Raw genomic sequence first — 17,963 nt, forward strand, 5'->3', positions numbered from 1 at the left:
ATCAGGCCTCGTGAATCCTCTGTTTGAAGGTCCGGGCCAGGGCATTCACGCCGGGCTCGTAGTGCTTTTGTTCAACGGCGGCCAGGGCCAGTTCCAAGGCCTTGCTGGCGATCATGTCGTGCTGCTGGGCCATCGCATTGACCGGCAGCGGTAAAAAGTCCAGCAGCTGGGTGTCGCCGAACGTGCCCAGGTGCAGCGCCTGGGAATCCAGCGGGCGCTGCTGCAGGACATCGAACACACCCTGCAGCAGGACGTAGGAGGTGGTCACCAGTGCATCGGGCAGGTGGCCAAGCTGGTCGAGCAGGGCGAGCATGGACTGCTGGCCGCCTTCGCGACTGAAATATTCGCTGTGCTCAACCAGCACCGTGCCGTCGAAATCGGCCAGCGCGGTGTTGAAGCCCTCGGTTCGTGCCTGACTGATGCTCAGCTCTGACCGAGCGCCGATCAGAGCGATGTGCCGTGGCTTGGGCAACAGCAGGCTCTGGGTCAATTGCAGGCTGGCGTTGCGGTCATCGCTGATGACCGAACAGAACTGCGCCGGATCCATCATCCGGTCGATGGCGATCACCGGCGTGCCTTTGGCCTGCAACTCGCGGTAACTGTCGTCACTGGCCGGCAGGCAACTGGCGACGAACAGCGCGTCGCAGCGGCGGGCGCGAAAAAGTTGCAGCAATTGCAGTTCACTGGCAGCGTCGTCGTCGGAACTGGCGATCAGCAGTTGATAGCCGTGAGCGCGAGCGCCCTGTTCGAGCCGCTTGGCGATGCGCGCGTAGCTGGGGTTTTCCAGGTCCGGCAGGATGAAACCCAGGGTGCGGGTGTGCCGACTGCGCAGGCCGGCCGCCTGGGGGTTGGGCGTGAAGCCCTGTTCCTGAACGATGGCTTCGACGCGTGCCACCGTCGCCTTGCTGATGCGTTGTTGGGCAGCCTTGCCGTTGATGACGTAACTGGCCGTAGTGACCGAGACGCCAGCCAGGCGAGCAATATCGCTGAGTTTCAACCGTTGATTCCTTGTGGTCGGCGCGCCGGTGCCAGAGCATCTGGAGCGCGCTTATTCATCGTTGGTCAGGTTGCGTCGGGCCGTGATCAGGCAACGTAACCGACAGGTTGGACTTCAATCATGGAAGATTATCGAGTAACGTGCGCTGCATTCTAGATTAAACGTTTCAGCCCGCGCGTTTCCTGCCGTAAAACATCTCTCGTCGAGGTCTCACCCTTATCCTCGGCAATGCAGGCCGGACGTATCGAGAGTACAAAGCCCGCCCATCGGTGCTCTATGCTCAAACTTCACAACAATACCTCAGCGCGCTGCCGCCGCTGTAAAGGAGAGAGGCAATGCTGGAGCTCACTATAGAGCAGATATCCATGGGCCAGAGTGCCGTGGATAAACCCGCCGCCCTGCAATTGCTCGCCGACAAACTGGTTGCCGATGGTTTGGTGGCCGAAGGTTACCTGGCCGGCTTGCAAGCGCGTGAAGCTCAAGGCTCGACCTTTCTTGGCCAAGGCATCGCTATTCCCCACGGTACGCCCGATACCCGCGACCTGGTGTTCACCACCGGCGTGCGCCTGCTGCAATTCCCCGAAGGCGTGGATTGGGGCGATGGCCAGATGGTTTACCTGGCCATCGGCATTGCCGCCAAATCCGACGAACACCTGCGCCTGCTGCAATTGCTGACCCGCGCACTGGGTGAAACCGACCTGGGTGAAGCGTTGCGCCGGGCCAGCGATGCACCAGCGCTGCTGAAACTGCTGCAGGGGGCGCCGCAGGAATTGGCGCTGGATGCGCAGATGATCAGCCTGGGGGTGATGGCCGAAGATTTCGAAGAGCTGGTGTGGCGCGGTGCGCGTCTGCTCCGCCAGGCCGATTGTGTAAGCAATGGTTTCGCGGCGCTGCTGCAGCAGGTCGAAGCGCTGCCATTGGGCGATGGCCTGTGGTGGCTGCACAGCGAGCAAACGGTCAAGCGTCCGGGCCTGGCGTTCGTCACTCCGGACAAGCCCCTGCGCTATCTGGGGCAGCCGTTGACCGGTCTGTTCTGCCTGGCGAGTCTGGGTGAAGCCCACCAGGCGCTGCTCGAACGCCTGTGCGCCTTGCTGATCGAAGGCCGCGGCAACGAATTGGGCGGCGCCACCAGCACGCGGGCAGTGCTCGAAGCGCTCGGTGGCGAGCTGCCAGCCGACTGGCCCAGTGCGCGTATCGTACTGGCCAACGCCCACGGCCTGCATGCCCGCCCGGCGAAGATCCTGGCGCAGCTGGCGAAGAGCTTCGATGGCGAGATCCGCCTGCGGGTGGTCGAGTCCGGCGGCCTTGCCGTGTCCGCCAAGAGCCTGAGCAAGTTGCTCAGCCTCGGTGCGCAGCGCGGCCAGACCCTGGAACTGGTGGCTGAACCCACCATTGCAGACGACGCCCTGCCAGCGCTGCTGAAGGCCATTGAAGAAGGTCTGGGCGAAGAAGTGGAGCCGCTGCCAGCGGTCACCGAAGCGGCGCCGCAGCAGGCACCGGTCGCCAAGGCGCCCAAGGCCAAGCCGCAGGCACCGCGCACCGGGGCCCAGGTCCAGGGCGTCGCCGCTGCCCCCGGCATCGCCATGGGGCCGGCGCACATCCAGGTGCTGCACGATTTCGAATATCCCCAGCGCGGTGAATCCGTGGCGCTCGAACGCGAGCGTCTGCAGGCCGCCCTGGGCCAGGTCCGCCAGGACATCGAAGGGTTGATCCAGCGGGCTCAGGCGCAGGCCATTCGCGAGATCTTCGTCACTCACCAGGAAATGCTCGACGACCCGGCGCTGACCGATGAAGTCGCCGCGCGTCTGCAGCAGGGTGAAAGTGCTGCGGCAGCCTGGAACACGGTGATCGAGGCTGCCGCCGTGCAACAGGAAGCGCTGCAGGATGCCCTGCTGGCCGAGCGCGCAGCCGATCTGCGCGACATCGGTCGCCGCGTGCTGGCACAACTGTGCGGCGTACCGACGCTGGAAGAGCCCGAGGAAGCCTACATTCTGGTGATGGACGAGGTCGGTCCTTCCGATGTGGCCCGTCTGGACCCGGCTCGTGTGGCCGGGATTCTCACCGCGCGCGGTGGCGCCACCGCGCACAGCGCCATCGTCGCGCGTGCTCTGGGCATTCCGGCCGTGGTCGGTGCAGGCGAAGGCGTGTTGCAGATCGCTGCCGGTACGGCGTTGCTGATCGACGGTCAGCGCGGCCTGTTGACCGTGGCCCCGGCGCCCGAGGTGCTGGAACGTGCCCTGGCCGACCGTGATCGCCGCGAGCAGCGCCTGCAGGCCGCGGCCGAGCGACGCATGGAAAGCGCGGTGACCCTCGACGGGCACGCCGTGGAAGTGTTCGCCAACATCGGCGAAAGCGCCGGTGTTGCCAAGGCGGTGGAGCAGGGCGCCGAGGGCGTTGGCCTGCTGCGCACCGAGCTGATTTTCATGGCCCATTCGCAAGCCCCGGATGAGGCCGTGCAGGAAGCCGAGTACCGCCGTGTGCTCGATGGCCTGCAAGGTCGACCACTGGTGGTACGCACCCTCGATGTGGGCGGCGACAAGCCGTTGCCGTACTGGCCGATCGACAAGGAAGAGAACCCGTTCCTAGGTGTGCGCGGCATTCGCCTCACGCTGCAGCGCCCCGACGTGATGGAAGGCCAGCTGCGCGCATTGCTGCGCGCCGCCGACAATCGTCCGTTGCGGATCATGTTCCCCATGGTCGGCAGCGTCGAGGAGTGGCGCCAGGCCAAGGACATGACCGAGCGCGTGCGTCGCGAGATTCCGGTCAAGGACCTGCAACTGGGCATCATGATCGAAGTGCCGTCGGCGGCCTTGCTGGCTCCGGTACTGGCCCGCGAGGTCGACTTCTTCAGCATCGGCACCAACGACCTGACCCAGTACACCCTGGCCATCGACCGTGGCCACCCGACCTTGTCGGCCCAGGCCGATGGTCTGCACCCGGCCGTACTGCAATTGATCGACATCACCGTGCGTGCAGCCCATGACTACGGCAAATGGGTCGGCGTCTGCGGTGAGCTGGCAGCCGACCCGTTGGCCGTGCCGTTGCTGGTCGGCCTGGGTGTGGATGAATTGAGTGTCTCGGCGCGCAGCATTGCCGAGGTCAAGGCGGGGGTGCGCGAGCTGACGCTCAGCCACGCGCAACAATTGGCCCGGCATGCGCTCGGGTTGGGCACCGCCACGCAGGTGCGTGCCCTGGTGGAGAAATCTTGATGGCACGCATCCTGACCCTGACGCTCAATCCGGCGTTGGACCTGACCGTGGAAATCGACGGCCTGGAACTGGGCGAAGTCAATCGCAGCAGTGCGCTGCACCGTCATGCCGCCGGCAAGGGCCTCAATGTCGCCCAGGTGCTGGCCGACCTCGGCCATCAGGTGACCGTGAGTGGTTTTCTCGGCGATGCCAATGCGCAGCCGTTCGAGGCACTGTTCGCGCAGCGCGGTTTTACCGATGCGTTCATTCGCGTGCCGGGTGAGACGCGCAGCAACATCAAACTGGCCGAGCGCAGTGGCCGTGTCACCGACGTCAACGGTCCGGGTCCGGTGGTCGACGATCAGGCCCAGGCGGCGCTGCTGGCTCGTCTGCAGGACATCGCGCCGGGGCACGATGCGGTCGTGGTCGCCGGCAGCTTGCCGCGTGGGGTGAATCCGCAGTGGTTCCAGGCGCTGCTCGAAGCGCTTGCGCGCATGGACCTCAAAGTGGCGCTCGACACCAGTGGCGCGGCCCTGCGCGCCGGCTTGCTGACCCGTCCATGGCTGGTCAAGCCCAATACCCATGAGCTCACCGAGGTGCTCGGCAGCTCGGTGGAAACGCCTGCCGAGCAGTCCGCTGCGGCCCAGCGCCTGTTGGCCGACGGGGTCGGCAACGTGGTGATTTCCCAAGGCGAGCGCGGCGTCAATTGGTTCGCGGCCGACCTGGCCTTGCAGGCCTTGCCGCCCACCGTCGACGTGGCCAGTACCGTAGGTGCCGGGGACTCGTTGCTGGCCGGGCTGGTACACGGTCTGCTCAGCGAACGGACGCCGGAACACAGCCTGCGCACGGCCACCGCGATCGCCGCCATGGCGGTGACGCAGATCGGCTTCGGAATCAGTGATGCCGCGCACTTGGCGCGGCTTGAAAGCGGCGTCAGTGTACGTCCGCTGACAGAACAATAAGAGGGTTGAAGATGAAACTAGCTATCGTCACCGCGTGCCCCAGCGGGCGGGTGTCCAGCGTCTTGAGCGCACGTCTGCTCGACGCGGCGGCCCGTCGCCAGGGTTGGAGCACCAGCGTTGAAGTGTTCGACCCGCAAAACCCCGAGCAGCGTCTGACCGCGGCTGATATCGAAGCCGCGGACTGGGTGCTGGTGGTCAACACCGGTGCCATGGACCTGAGCCGTTTCGTCGGCAAGCGTCTGTTCCAGAGCAGCCCGGCCCATGCCCTGCAGGATGTCGACGGCTTTCTGCGGCAGGCTGCCGAACAGGCCAAGCCCTACGCAGCCGCGCCGGCGGCAGCCGCAACGGCGTCGCGTGCACCGCGTCTGGTGGCGGTCACCGCCTGCCCGACCGGGGTGGCGCACACCTTCATGGCGGCCGAAGCGTTGCAGCAGGGCGCCAAGCAGTTGGGCTACGAGTTGCAGGTGGAAACCCAGGGCTCGGTGGGCGCGCGCAACCCGTTGAGCGTGCAGGCCATCGACGAGGCCGACGTGGTGTTGCTGGCCGCCGATATCGAAGTGGCTACCGAGCGTTTTGCCGGCAAGAAGATCTATCGCTGCGGCACCGGCATTGCCCTGAAGCAGGCTCAAGCGACCCTCAACAAGGCGCTCGCCGAAGGTGAAGTGGAATCTACCGGCAGCGCTGCCGGTGCGCCCAAGAAGCAGGAAAAGACCGGTGTCTACAAGCACCTGTTGACCGGTGTGTCGTTCATGCTGCCGATGGTGGTGGCGGGTGGCTTGCTGATTGCGCTGTCGTTCGTGTTCGGTATCGAGGCGTTCAAGGAGCCCGGCACCTTGCCGGCCGCCCTGATGCAGATCGGTGGCGAAGCCGCGTTCAAGCTGATGGTGCCGTTGCTGGCGGGCTACATCGCCTATTCCATCGCCGACCGTCCGGGGCTTGCGCCGGGCATGATCGGTGGCTTGCTGGCGAGCACCTTGGGTGCCGGCTTCATCGGCGGTATCGCGGCGGGTTTCATTGCCGGTTACGCGGCCAAGGCGATCAACCGATATGCGAAGCTGCCGGCCAGTCTGGAAGCCTTGAAGCCGATCCTGATCATTCCCCTGCTGGCCAGTTTGTTCACAGGCCTGGTGATGATCTATGTCGTCGGCAAGCCGGTGGCTGGAATGCTGGCAGGTCTGACGACTTTCCTCGACAGCATGGGCACCACTAACGCGTTGCTGCTGGGGGTGCTGCTGGGGGCGATGATGTGCGTCGACCTGGGCGGGCCGATCAACAAGGCGGCGTATGCGTTTTCGGTGGGGCTGCTGGCGTCGCAGAGCTATGCGCCGATGGCCGCAACCATGGCGGCGGGCATGGTGCCGCCGATCGGTCTGGGGCTGGCGACCTTCTTCGCCCGGCGCAAATTCGCCCAGACCGAGCGTGAGGCAGGCAAGGCGGCGTTGGTGTTGGGGTTGTGCTTCATTTCCGAGGGCGCCATCCCGTTCGCCGCCAAGGATCCGTTGCGGGTCATTCCGGCTAGCATTGTTGGTGGTGCCTTGACCGGTGCGTTGTCGATGTACTTCGGCTGCAAGCTGATGGCGCCGCACGGTGGCTTGTTCGTGCTGCTGATTCCGAACGCGATCAACCATGCCTTGTTGTATCTGATGGCCATCGTCGCCGGTGCCCTGTTGACCGCGGTCGTGTATGCCGTGATCAAAAAGCCGGAGACACAGGAAATCGCCGTAGAACCGGCAAAAGCCTGACCCTGTAGCAGCGGCGCAAGCCGCGTCCGGCCTTGACGCGGTCTTCCAGAGACACCGCATGCACCGCCGACGCGGCTCGCGCCGCTGCTACAGAAACACTGCGATCCCCTGTAGCAGCGGTGCAAGCCGCGTCCGGCCTTGACGCGGTTTTCCAGATACACCGCACGCACCGCCGACGCGGCTCGCGCCGCTGCTACAGAAACATTGCGATCCCCTGTAGCAGCGGCGCAAGCCGCGTCCGGCCTCATCGCGGTGAGCCAGAGACACCGCGTGCACCGCCGACGCGGTGGGTCAATAGACGTCGCGGTGGTAGCGGCCGGTTTCGATGAGGGCGTCCAGGCGGTCGCGGCCCAACACCTCGGTCAGCACATGATCCACGCCGCTGGCCATCCCCTGCAGGCTTCCGCACACGTAGATCACCGCGCCGTTCTCCACCCATTCCAGCAACTCGTCAGCCGCCTCGCGCAGCCGATCCTGCACGTACACCTTGTGCGCCTGATCACGCGAAAACGCCACGTCCAAGCGCGCAAGGTCACCACTGGCCAACCACCCCAGTAACTCCTCCCGGCAATGAAAGTCATGGGCCCGGTTGCGCTCGCCGAACAACAACCAGTTTCGCTGTCGTCCCTGTTCGATACGCGCCTTGAGCAAGCTGCGCAAGCCTGCCAGACCGGTGCCGTTGCCGATCAGAATCACCGGCACCGGGGCCTGCGGCAGATGAGACCCTGCATTGCGTCGCAGGCGCAGGCTGACCGCGCCATGCAGTTCAGCGTGCTCGGTCAGCCAGCCCGAACCCAGGCCCAAACCACCGTCGTCGTGCCGTTGCTGACGCACGATCAGTTCCAGGCGACCGTCGCCGGGCAGGGAGGCGATGGAGTACTCCCGCACCGTGATGGGTATCAACGCGTCTACCAGCGCCTGCGCATGCAGCCCGACCAGATGACTGCGGCTGGCCGGAAGCTGGCGGCTGGCCAATGCTTGCCCCAGCGGCTCCTGCAGGCCATCGACCCAGACCAGGGTCGACGCCTCCAGACCCAGCCCCGACAGGCACTGTTCGATGGCAAAGCGGCCGTTGCGCGGCAGCACATCGACCAGATCGCCAGCCTCCCACTGGGCTTGATCATCGTCGCGCAAGGCGATGCGGTAGACCGGATCGCCTGAGCTGCCTGGGTTCAACAGTTCGCGTTCGACCAAGGTCCACGGACTGAATGCCGGGGCCTGCCACACGGCCTGGGCCACCCCCCCGGTGAGCAGGCTCAGCTGCTGCTGCCAATGCTGCAAGGCCGCCGGGTCGGCGTTGTCCACCTCGATCGAGGCGAACAGCGGCTGCGCCCCCCGGGCATCGAGCCATTGATCGAGACGGTGGGCAAAACCGCAGAACTGCGGGTATTGCCGGTCACCCAGGGCCAGCACCGCGTAGCGCAAGCCGGGCAGGGCGCAGGGGCTGCCCAGCACCTTGCGCTCGAAGCCGCGGGCGGTGTCGGGCGCCTCGCCGTCGCCGAAGGTGCTGACCACGAACAAGGCCTTCTCGGCCTGCTGCAACTGCGCTTCGTCCACCTGAGCCAAGGCACGGACCTGAACGCTGTGGCCCGCCGACTGCAATTGCCCTGCGGTCTGCCATGCCAATTGCTCGGCGAAGCCACTCTGGCTGGCGAAGCCGACCAACCAACCTGCAGAGGCATCGTCCTGCACGCTCATAGCACCGCGCGCCAGGCGCACCTGGCGCTTCTTGCGCCGCCGATCCAGGTACAGCAACCAGCCGGTGATCAGGAACAACGGCATCGTCAGGCTGGCCAGCATCATCAGAATGCGCCCGACCAGACCGAAGTAGCTGCCCACGTGCAGGGCATAGATGCTGATCAGCAGTTGCGCCTTCAGCGACTTGTCTTCGTAACGCTGGATGTCCTTGACCTGCCCGGTACTGGGGTCGAGGCTGAGCAAGCCGAACGCGCGGTCGTGCGGCGAATCCTTGCGCAGGTAGAAGACCGTCGCCGGCAGACCGACATTGCCGGGAATGCGCACATTGATCACGCTCAGCTCGGGCCCGACCGCTTCGCGAATACTGGCCCACAGTGCGTCGTAGTCGACCACCGGCGCCACGTCGGAAGACGAGGCCGTGCGCCGTTCGATGCGCGGGGCGGTAGGGGTGTCGGAGAGCATCCTGTTGACGGCGTTGCCGAACCATTGATACGACCAGGTCAGGCCGGTCAGGGCGGCGAGCAGATAGAACAGCAGGCACCAGGTGCCGAACACCGCGTGCAGGTCCCAGTTGAAGGCACGACCTTTCTTCGCCCAATCCAACGTCAGCCAGGTGCGCCAGTTCAACGCCTTGCGCGGCCAGCGCAGGTACAGGCCCGAGAGGCAGAAAAACACCAGCATCAGGGTGCAGGCCCCGGTGATCTGGCGTCCGGTGCCACCCATGGCCAGGAAGCGGTGCAGGTCCAGCATCAGGTCGAAGAAACCTTCGCCAAACACCTCGCCCTGCAACTCTCCCGTGTACGGATCGAAATAGGCCGATGGCCCACGCCGCTGTCCCGCCGGCGGAGTGAAGGACACCCGCGCGGCGCTGCCTTCGACCAGGTCCACGCGCAAGGCAGCGACCTTGCTGCCCTGGCGCCGCTCGAGAATCTCCACCAGCTGCGCGGCAGGCAGGATCCCCGTGTCGCGGATCTGCACCGTCAGGCTCTGCGGGTTGAGCGCGCGCAGAATTTCATCCTCGAACGAATAACTCGCGCCGGTGATGCCCATCAGGGCCAGCACCAGGCCACCGGTGATGCCGAAAAACCAGTGCAGTTGGAAGAGGACGTTCTTGAACACGGATCACCTTGAGCGGGCCAATCGAAAGGAAGGCGGACGGCATTATGCAGCACGCGCTGAGAATCGGTCTCAACCGTACCGATTCCGTTCATTGCCGTTGCGACGTAAAAACGCCCTGCGTCGCGTGAACGAGCAGGGCGCAGAAACGGCCAGGCGGCCTCTAGAAGTGGAAGTTGGTGCTCAGCAGCGCCGTACGACCTGCCGCCTGGTTGGCGAAGTGGGTGCTGAAGGCCTTGTCGTAGTAGGTCTTGTCGGCCAGGTTCTGCACGTTCAACTGCACATCGAAATGCTTGTTGATCTTGTAGCTGGCCATGGCATCCAGGCGCACGTAGCTGTCGACCATCGTGGTGTTGGCAAGGTTGCCGAACACGTCATCGACGTAGAACGCGCCGCCGCCGATGGTCAGCTTGGGCGTCAGGTTGTAGGTGGTCCACAGGCTGGCGCTGTTGTTCGGCGTGTTGGGCATCTGGTTGCCGTTGTTCGCCGCGCCCAGCGGGCCGTTGTCCACCACCCGTGCTTCCAGGTAGCTGTAGCCGGCAAACACCTGCCACTGCTCGGTGAGCTTGCCGGACGCCGACAGCTCCAGGCCATCGACGCGGGTCTTGCCGGCGTTCTCGTAGGCGTAGGTATTGGTCTGCACCCGGGTGTTGTCTTTCTCGGTGCGGAACAGCGCGGCGGTCAGCGACAGGCGCTGGTCGAGCAGATCCCACTTGGTCCCGATTTCGTAGTTGGTGGTTTCCTCAGGCTCAAGGTCACTGCTCAGCAAGTTGCCGGCGCGGTCCGGTGCACCACCCAACGGGTTGCCTTCCATGCCTTCACCGACCAGCGAGCCGGGTGGCGTGGCGGACGTGGCATAGGACACATAGACGCTGCCGTTCTCGGCCGGTTTCCACACCAACCCCAGTTGGCCGGTGACGAATTCGCTGGTGTCCTCGCTCTTGGCCGTGGTGACGCCGGCGGCTGTGAAAGTGCGGTAGTCGGTTTCGAAGTGGTCGTAGCGCAGGCCGGCGTTCACCTGCCATTGCGGGCTCAGCTCCAGCGTGTCGAACACGTAGATCGCCCGCGTCTTGCTCGACGTGTCGGTGCCGGCATAGTTGCGGGCAATGGCGCCGTTCCACGGATCATCCGGATTCGGATTGGCCAGCGAGGTGCAGTTGTAGCCGCTGGAGACGATGCTGCCCAGGCTGCAGTTGCTGCTGGAACCGGCGGTACGCGGCGTGGTGTCGGTGTTGACGGTGTAGCTGCTGCGGTCGCTGTCTTCGCGGCTGAATTCGATACCGGTCGAGAAGCTGTTCTTGAATCCAGCCACATAGAAATCGCCGAACAGGTCGGTCTGGTTGGTCGTGGTCGCGGTATTGCCGACGCGGCTGTTGGCCCGGCGCCAGACGCTGCCGTTTCTGACGTTGCGCTGGCTGTCGTCGGGCTGGGTGAGGATGTAGTCCTGCATGGTGTTGCCGTGGCGCAGGGTGTTCTTCACGGTCAAGGCGTCGGTCAGATCGTGCTCGATGGCGAAGGTGGCGATGTCGCTGCGGGTCTTGCGGAAATCACGGTCGCTCAGGCCATAGAAGTTGCTGCTGCGACCGCCGTCCTGCGGCGTGTCCGGATTGGCCGAAGTACGGCCCGCGTTCCCGGCAGCCGGAATGCTGTAGGGAATCCCTGAATCGGGCAGGTCATCGCTCTCCAGGTGGTAGTAGTCGAGAAAGACCCGCGTCTCGGTGCCCAGGCCGAAGGCCAGCGACGGCGCGATGCCCCAGCGGTCGTAGTCGACCTGATCGCGGCCGGCCACGTTGCTCTGGTGGCTCATCAGGTTGAGTCGCCCGGCGGCGCTGTCGCTGAACTGGTAGTTGCCGTCCAGGGTATAGCGCTGGGTCTGGTCCGAACCCCAGGTGAAGCCGCCGTCCAGCGAGTCACCCAAGTGTGCCTTCTTGCTCACCAGGTTGATCGTACCGCCGGCGGCGCCACGGCCGCCAATGGCCGAGTTGGGCCCCTTGCTGACCTCGATGGATTCCACGGCGAAGATTTCCCGGCTCTGCGCGCCGGCATCGCGCACGCCATCCAGGTAGGTATCGCCCTGGGCATCGAAGCCGCGGATGAAAGGCCGGTCGCCCTGCGGGTTGCCGCCTTCACCGGCACCGAAGGTGATGCCGGGCACGGTGCGCAGGGCATCCTGCAGATTGAGCGCGCCGGTGTCCTTGATGACCTGTTGCGGCACTACCGTCACCGAGCGCGGTGTGTCCACCAGCGGCGCGGTGTACTTGGTGGATGAGGCACGTTCGGTCTGATAGGACGTCGGCTCCTGGGCCTCCCCCGTGATGCTGGTGGCACCCAGCGACAGCGGAGCGGCCTTGGCCTCGTCGGTATCAGCCGCGTGCGCGGTGGGCGCTACGCAGGTGGCGCCCAGGGCCATGCCAATGGCAGAGGCAAGCAGCCGTGGCGATGAGCCGGGAATGAAATGGTGTTGGCGCGACATGATGGAAACCTTCCCCAAGGTTATGAGGCGGCGGAGAATAATGTAAGTGAATATTTGTAGCAATTGCGAAATATTGCTATTCGCGAAGTACTTACATTCTTTACAATTTCCCGCGCAGTTTTCGTCCCATTCTCACGACCGCACCCTTGTGCTTCGGCAATGGGAATCAATACCATTGCTGCCCCTCGGCCTGCGGTGAATTTCCATGCTCCTACACATTCCCGGATTGTTCGCGCGAGACGAAGTGCTGCGCATTCGCCAGGCTCTGGAGCAGGCCGACTGGGCCGATGGTCGAATGACCGCTGGCCACCAGTCGGCGAAGGCCAAGCACAATCTGCAACTGCCCGAGGGCCATCCACTGGCCGTGGAAATAGGCGCCGCGCTGCTCGAACGCCTGTGGGCCAACCCGTTGTTCATGTCGGCGGCGTTGCCGAACAAGGTCTTTCCACCGCTGCTCAACTGCTACACGGCAGGCGGCAGTTTCGACTTCCACATCGATAACGCCGTGCGCCAGGCCAAGGGCGGCGTGGAACGCGTGCGCACCGACCTGTCCTCGACGCTGTTCTTCAGCGATCCGCAGGATTACGACGGCGGCGAACTGGTGATTCAGGACACCTTCGGCACCCGCGAGGTCAAGCTGCCCGCAGGGGATCTGCTGCTGTATCCGGCCACCAGCCTGCACAAGGTGCGCCCCGTCAGCCGCGGCGCCCGCTTCGCGTCTTTCTTCTGGACGCAAAGCCTGGTCCGCGAGGACAGCCAACGTGCGCTGCTGTTCGAGATGGACGGCGCGATCCAGCAATTGACTCGTGATGTCCCCGATCATCCGTCACTGATCCAACTCACCGGCACTTATCACAACCTGCTGCGGCGTTGGGTGGACGTATGAGCGCCGACTGGCGCCTGCGTCGCCTGGAAGTCCTGGACAACGAACAGCTGCAGGCGATGCTCACCGCTGAACCGCGCAAGGCTGCGCAGGCGCTGGTGATCGCCGCAGGGCAGGGCGTTGTCGACGCCCAGGCGCTGCTCGGGCAGATCCTGCTCGATGGCCGCGGTATCGAACGCGATGCAGCGCTCGCGGTGAAGTGGTTTGCCATCGCGGCCCATCAGGGCCACCCCATGGCGCACAACATGCTCGGGCGCTGCCACGAGCACGGTTGGGGTTGCGAGGCCAACGTCGAGCGTGCCGCCGGGCATTATCTGCAGGCGGCGCAGGCAGGGCTCGACTGGGGCCTGTACAACCTGGCCAACCTGCTGGGGACAGGGCGCGGCATCGGGCTTGACCATGCGCGGGCCTTCGCGTGTTACCTGCAGGCGGCGACCATGGGCCATGCCAAGTCCATGAACCTCGTCGGCCGCTATCTGGAACAGGGACTGGTGGTGGGTGCTGACCTGCCCAAGCCAAAGGTCTGGTACATGCGCTCGGCGCAGGCAGGTGATTTCCGCGGGCAGTTCAGCCACGCCGCGATACTGGCGGAGGAGGGAGATGTCGACACGGCGCTGATCTGGCTGCATCGAGCTCTTGAAGGCGGGAACAGCAATTTTCTACGCAGTAGTGTGGCGGTGCTGGAGCAGGCCAGGCAGCCAGCCATCAGGGCGATGGCAACGCTCTATGCGCAGCGCCTGCAGGCGCTGGAACAGTAGACCTGCAGACAGCCGATGGCTGCCCGCAGGTTACCGGTGCATCAGATGTAGAACGACTTCAAGGGCGGGAAGCCGTTGAATTCCACCGCGCTGTAGCTGGTGGTGTAGGCACCGGTGGACAGCCAGTACAGGCGGTCACCGATGGCCAGGTTCAACGGCAGGCCGTACTTGTAGTGCTCGTACATGATGTCGGCGCTGTCGCAGGTCGGCCCGGCGATCACCACTTCTTCCATCTCGCCTTTCTTCTCGGTCCAGATCGGGAACTTGATGGACTCGTCCATGGTTTCGATCAGGCCGCTGAACTTGCCTACGTCGGTGTACACCCAGCGCTCGACCGCGGTGCGCGATTTGCGGGCTACCAGTACCACTTCACTGACCAGGATACCGGCGTTGGCGATCAACGAACGGCCGGGCTCGAGGATGATTTCCGGCAGATCGTCACCGAAATCTTCCTTGAGGAAGCGGATGATTTCCTCGGCATAGGTTTCCAGGCTGTTGGTACGGGTGATGTAGTTGGCCGGGAAGCCGCCGCCCATGTTGATCAGCTTGAGGACGATGCCGTCTTCTTCCTTGAGGCGTTCGAAGATCACCTTGACCTTGGCGATCGCCGCATCCCATACGCTGATGTCGCGCTGCTGCGAGCCCACGTGGAAGGAGATGCCGTAGGGTACCAGGCCCAGGTCGCGCGCCAGGATCAGCAGATCCATGGCCATGTCGGTCTGGCAGCCGAATTTGCGCGACAGAGGCCAGTCGGCCGTGGTCGAGCCTTCGGTGAGGATCCGCACGTAGACTTTCGAACCCGGTGCGGCCTTGGCGATGTTGCGCAGGTCGGCTTCGGAGTCGGTGGCGTACAGGCGCACGCCCTTGTCGTAGAAGTAGCGGATGTCCTTGGACTTCTTGATGGTGTTGCCGTAGCTGATCCGCTCCGGGCCCACACCCTGGTTCATGACCTTGTCCAGCTCGTAGATCGAAGCGATGTCGAAGTTCGAGCCTTTGTCGCGCAGCAGGTCGATGATTTCCACGGCCGGGTTGGCCTTGACTGCGTAATACACCTTGGCGAATTCGAAACCGGCGCGCAGGTCATCGTAGGCCTTGCTGATCATGGCGGTATCGATGAGTACGAAGGGGGTTTCTTGCTTGTCGGCGAAGGCCTTCATCTTGTTGAAGGTATCGCGTGCGAAGTAGTCTTCGACGTTGATCGACATGCTAGGGACTCCTGGTGGCAAACGTCGTGAATATAAATGGGCTCAAATGACCATCCTCCGTATCCCCACTTTGGTTCGCCTACTTCCCAAGGCATGTCGGGCGAAAGCAAAAAGGCCACGGAAAGCTGCTTTCCGATGGCCTGTTGTCTCGTCGTCAGTACTTGAGCCGGATGGATCGTTTCCAGCATGGACGGTCGGCGCGAACTGTAGGGCGTGGACGGCTTGAGAGCAACTAAAAATGTCGCCTTTTTGTACGTGGCCGATGGGGCCGGTAGCGGAACCCTTCGGCGGTTCCCTTTTAACCGACCCACATGACCGCATGATGTTCCCGCCCCGGCGCCCCGCCGGTCATTCCTTCACGTTCATGAACTCCTTGGCCCAGCCGACGTAGCTCTCCGGGTGGGTGTAGGTGTGGGTCAGTTCGGTGGCGCTCAGGTCGGTGCTCTTGCTGAACTGCTGGCGCTGTTCGCGCAGCGAATCGTAGGTGGCCTTGATGGCCGCGAAATAGGCACCGTGGCCAGCCACCACGACCCGCACACCCAATGCCGCCAAGCGTTCGTCGTCGTGCAGCGCCGGATTGCCGTAGGTCACCAGCATCAGCGGCACGCTGAGGTTTTCGGCGATCTGCTCCAGGTGCTCGAAGTCCTTCACGCCAACCATGCAGATGCCGTCGGCACCAGCGGCTTGGTACGCCTGGGTCCGGCTGATGACTTCCTGGGTGGAGAGCACACCGGCATGGGTACGGGCGATGATGGTCAACTCGGGGTCGACCCGAGCCTCCAGCGCCGCGCGGATCTTGCCAACGCCCTCGGCCACCGAGATGAGATCGGTGGAACGGCGGCCGAATTGCGCCGGCAGCAGGGTATCTTCGATGGTCAGCGCACCGATGCCGGCACGTTCCAGCTCCACCACCGTACGCATGACATTCAGCGCGTTGCCATAGCCATGGTCGGCGTCGGCGATCACCGGCAATTGCGCGACACGACCGATGCGCGTGGCCTGTTCGGCGAACTCGGAGAGGGTGATCAGGGCGAAGTCGGGAGCGGCAAGCACCTGCAGCGAGGCCACCGAACCGCCGAGGATACCGACCTCGAAGCCCAGGTCGGCAGCAATGCGGGCGGACATGGGGTCGAACACCGAAGCGGTGTGATAACACTGTTTTGAAGACAGCAGCTCACGGAACTGGCGACGCAGGGCCGTGTGAGAAACTTTGGGCATGATCGCTCCTGATTCTGGCGAAACCCCATTGCCTCATGCGGAGGGTTTCTGGAACTTTATCGATTCTTCATGGGTTTTTAGTGACTGGCGCCAGTTTATCACCGCCCGGTCGTTGTTGTATTCGTTGACGCCATTGCGCCGTGCCAGTTTCACCCGTGTCGGCAACTGGCGACGAGGCACGCAAAATGGCAGAGTGTCCGGCCATGCCTGCCTGCCAACGGAATCCCCATGGCCACCCCCACAACAACAAGCAACCCTGCCAGCGTGCCCGGCGCAGCCCAGACCAGCCCATTGGTCATGCGCATCCTCGGCGCCTGTGCGCTCGCACACCTGGTCAACGACCTGATCCAGGCCGTGCTGCCGTCGATCTACCCCATGCTCAAGGCCAGTTACGGCCTGACCTTCACCCAGGTCGGCCTGATCACCTTGACCTTCCAGGTCACCGCTTCGCTGCTGCAGCCCTGGATCGGTTTCTACACCGATCGCCATCCCAAGCCGCTGCTGTTGCCGGCCGGCATGGTCTGCACGTTGATCGGCATCATGCTGCTGTCCACGGTCGGCAGCTTCCCGATGATCCTCCTGGCATCGGCCCTGATCGGCATTGGCTCCTCCACCTTTCACCCGGAAACCTCGCGGGTCGCGCGCCTGGCTTCGGGAGGACGCTTCGGTCTGGCGCAGTCCACCTTCCAGGTAGGCGGCAACACCGGATCGGCCTTCGGCCCGCTACTGGCGGCCGCCATCGTCATTCCGTACGGCCAGGGACACGTGGCCTGGTTCGGTCTGATTGCAGTGTTCGCCGTGGCGTTGCTGTACGCCATCAGCCGCTGGTACCGCGGCCACCTCAACCAGTTCAAGGCCCGCGCCGGCCAGCGCGCCACCCATGGCCTGTCCAAGGGGCGGGTCAAGGCGGCGCTGGTGGTGCTGGCGCTGCTGGTGTTCTCCAAGTATTTCTACATGGCCAGCTTCACCAGTTACTTCACCTTCTACCTCATCGAAAAGTTCGACCTCTCGGTGGCCAGCTCGCAACTGCACCTGTTCCTGTTCCTCGGCGCAGTGGCGGCCGGCACGTTCTTCGGTGGCCCCATCGGCGACAAGATCGGCCGCAAGGCGGTGATCTGGTTCTCGATCCTGGGGTCGGCGCCGTTCACCCTGATGCTGCCCTACGTCGACCTGTTCTGGACCAGCGTGCTGAGCGTGGTCATCGGTTTCATCCTGGCCTCCGCCTTCTCCGCCATCGTGGTGTATGCGCAGGAACTGGTGCCAGGCAACGTGGGCATGATCGCGGGCGTGTTCTTCGGCCTGATGTTCGGCTTCGGTGGCATCGGCGCAGCGCTGCTGGGCCATCTGGCAGACATACACGGCATCGAGTACGTGTACTGGCTATGCTCGTTCCTGCCGCTGTTCGGCATCCTCACGATCCTGCTGCCGAGGACCAGCAAGGTCTAGCGAATGCGAAGTTCGGTCGATCGCCGCTGCCCACACCGGGCAGCTACGTGCCGAGCTGACGCGATCGGGTACGCCGATCGGAGCATACGACCAGATGATCGCCGGGAATGCTCGTTCCAGAGGATTGATCCTGGTCAGCAACACTACGAGTGCGTCGTGCGCGTGCCTGGGCTTCGGCTCGAAGATTGGGCAACGGCCGAAGCCTGAACGCAAAAAGCCCCGCATCGCAAGGCGACAGCGGGGCTTTCAGGGGACGCGCGAAGCGGTGTTGCAGACC

Annotated in this window: 11 protein-coding genes and 1 pseudogene; 7 read left to right on the forward strand and 5 right to left on the reverse strand. The window is 64.1% G+C overall.

Annotated elements, in window-relative coordinates; translation table 11 throughout:
* Position 1: 1 nt before the first annotated feature.
* Positions 2 to 997 carry a catabolite repressor/activator gene (gene cra / locus ASF66_RS12890; RefSeq protein WP_049861171.1) on the reverse strand — a complete coding sequence of 332 codons (996 nt, stop codon included), beginning with the start codon at positions 995 to 997 and terminating at the stop codon, positions 2 to 4.
* A gap of 335 nt (positions 998 to 1,332) precedes the next feature.
* On the opposite strand from cra, the gene ptsP reads away from it, so the two are divergent.
* From ptsP to ASF66_RS12905, 3 genes are read left to right on the forward strand one after another with little or no spacing between them, the layout of a single operon-like run.
* On the forward strand, positions 1,333 to 4,206 hold the full coding sequence (gene ptsP / locus ASF66_RS12895) for a phosphoenolpyruvate--protein phosphotransferase (RefSeq protein ID WP_056844122.1): 2,874 nt from the start codon (positions 1,333 to 1,335) through the stop codon (positions 4,204 to 4,206).
* Positions 4,206 to 5,147: a 1-phosphofructokinase gene (pfkB, locus tag ASF66_RS12900; protein WP_056844123.1), complete on the forward strand. Its 942-nt coding sequence runs from the start codon at positions 4,206 to 4,208 to the stop codon at positions 5,145 to 5,147. The genes ptsP and pfkB overlap by 1 nt, the downstream gene beginning before the upstream one ends.
* An 11-nt stretch (positions 5,148 to 5,158) precedes the next feature.
* Entirely contained in the window at positions 5,159 to 6,889 is a 1,731-nt protein-coding gene (locus ASF66_RS12905; RefSeq protein ID WP_056844124.1) for a PTS fructose-like transporter subunit IIB, read from the forward strand.
* Positions 6,890 to 7,180: 291 nt separating this feature from the next.
* On the opposite strand, the gene ASF66_RS12910 is transcribed toward ASF66_RS12905, so the two are convergent.
* Both ASF66_RS12910 and ASF66_RS12915 read right to left on the reverse strand, forming a co-directional pair.
* Positions 7,181 to 9,706: a sulfite reductase flavoprotein subunit alpha gene (locus ASF66_RS12910; protein WP_056844125.1), complete on the reverse strand. Its 2,526-nt coding sequence runs from the start codon at positions 9,704 to 9,706 to the stop codon at positions 7,181 to 7,183.
* A gap of 160 nt (positions 9,707 to 9,866) precedes the next feature.
* Positions 9,867 to 12,176, reverse strand: coding sequence for a TonB-dependent receptor (locus ASF66_RS12915; protein ID WP_056844126.1), 2,310 nt, complete (start codon positions 12,174 to 12,176; stop codon positions 9,867 to 9,869).
* A gap of 205 nt (positions 12,177 to 12,381) precedes the next feature.
* Between ASF66_RS12915 and ASF66_RS12920 the strand changes: the two genes are divergently transcribed.
* Together ASF66_RS12920 and ASF66_RS12925 are read left to right on the forward strand one after the other, a co-directional pair.
* Entirely contained in the window at positions 12,382 to 13,062 is a 681-nt protein-coding gene (locus ASF66_RS12920) for a Fe2+-dependent dioxygenase (RefSeq protein ID WP_056844127.1), read from the forward strand.
* Entirely contained in the window at positions 13,059 to 13,817 is a 759-nt protein-coding gene (locus ASF66_RS12925; RefSeq protein WP_056844128.1) for a tetratricopeptide repeat protein, read from the forward strand. Before ASF66_RS12920 ends, ASF66_RS12925 begins: the two co-directional genes overlap by 4 nt.
* A 41-nt stretch (positions 13,818 to 13,858) precedes the next feature.
* On the opposite strand, the gene ASF66_RS12930 is transcribed toward ASF66_RS12925, so the two are convergent.
* Together ASF66_RS12930 and ASF66_RS12935 are read right to left on the reverse strand one after the other, a co-directional pair.
* Positions 13,859 to 15,022 (reverse strand): type III PLP-dependent enzyme, encoded by a 1,164-nt coding sequence (locus tag ASF66_RS12930; RefSeq protein WP_049861179.1) that lies wholly within the window; start codon positions 15,020 to 15,022, stop codon positions 13,859 to 13,861.
* A gap of 348 nt (positions 15,023 to 15,370) precedes the next feature.
* Entirely contained in the window at positions 15,371 to 16,240 is an 870-nt protein-coding gene (locus tag ASF66_RS12935; RefSeq protein WP_049861180.1) for an isocitrate lyase/PEP mutase family protein, read from the reverse strand.
* Between the two features lie 228 nt (positions 16,241 to 16,468).
* On the opposite strand from ASF66_RS12935, the gene ASF66_RS12940 reads away from it, so the two are divergent.
* Positions 16,469 to 17,686 (forward strand): MFS transporter, encoded by a 1,218-nt coding sequence (locus ASF66_RS12940; RefSeq protein WP_049861181.1) that lies wholly within the window; start codon positions 16,469 to 16,471, stop codon positions 17,684 to 17,686.
* Positions 17,687 to 17,702: 16 nt separating this feature from the next.
* Positions 17,703 to 17,893, forward strand: a pseudogene (locus ASF66_RS22940) (VapC toxin family PIN domain ribonuclease); the annotation flags it as partial.
* Between the last annotated feature and the right edge of the window lie 70 nt (positions 17,894 to 17,963).

Origin of the sequence: Pseudomonas sp. Leaf129 (assembly GCF_001423465.1) — a bacterium.
GTDB classification, from domain to species: Bacteria; Pseudomonadota; Gammaproteobacteria; order Pseudomonadales; family Pseudomonadaceae; genus Aquipseudomonas; species Aquipseudomonas coleopterorum.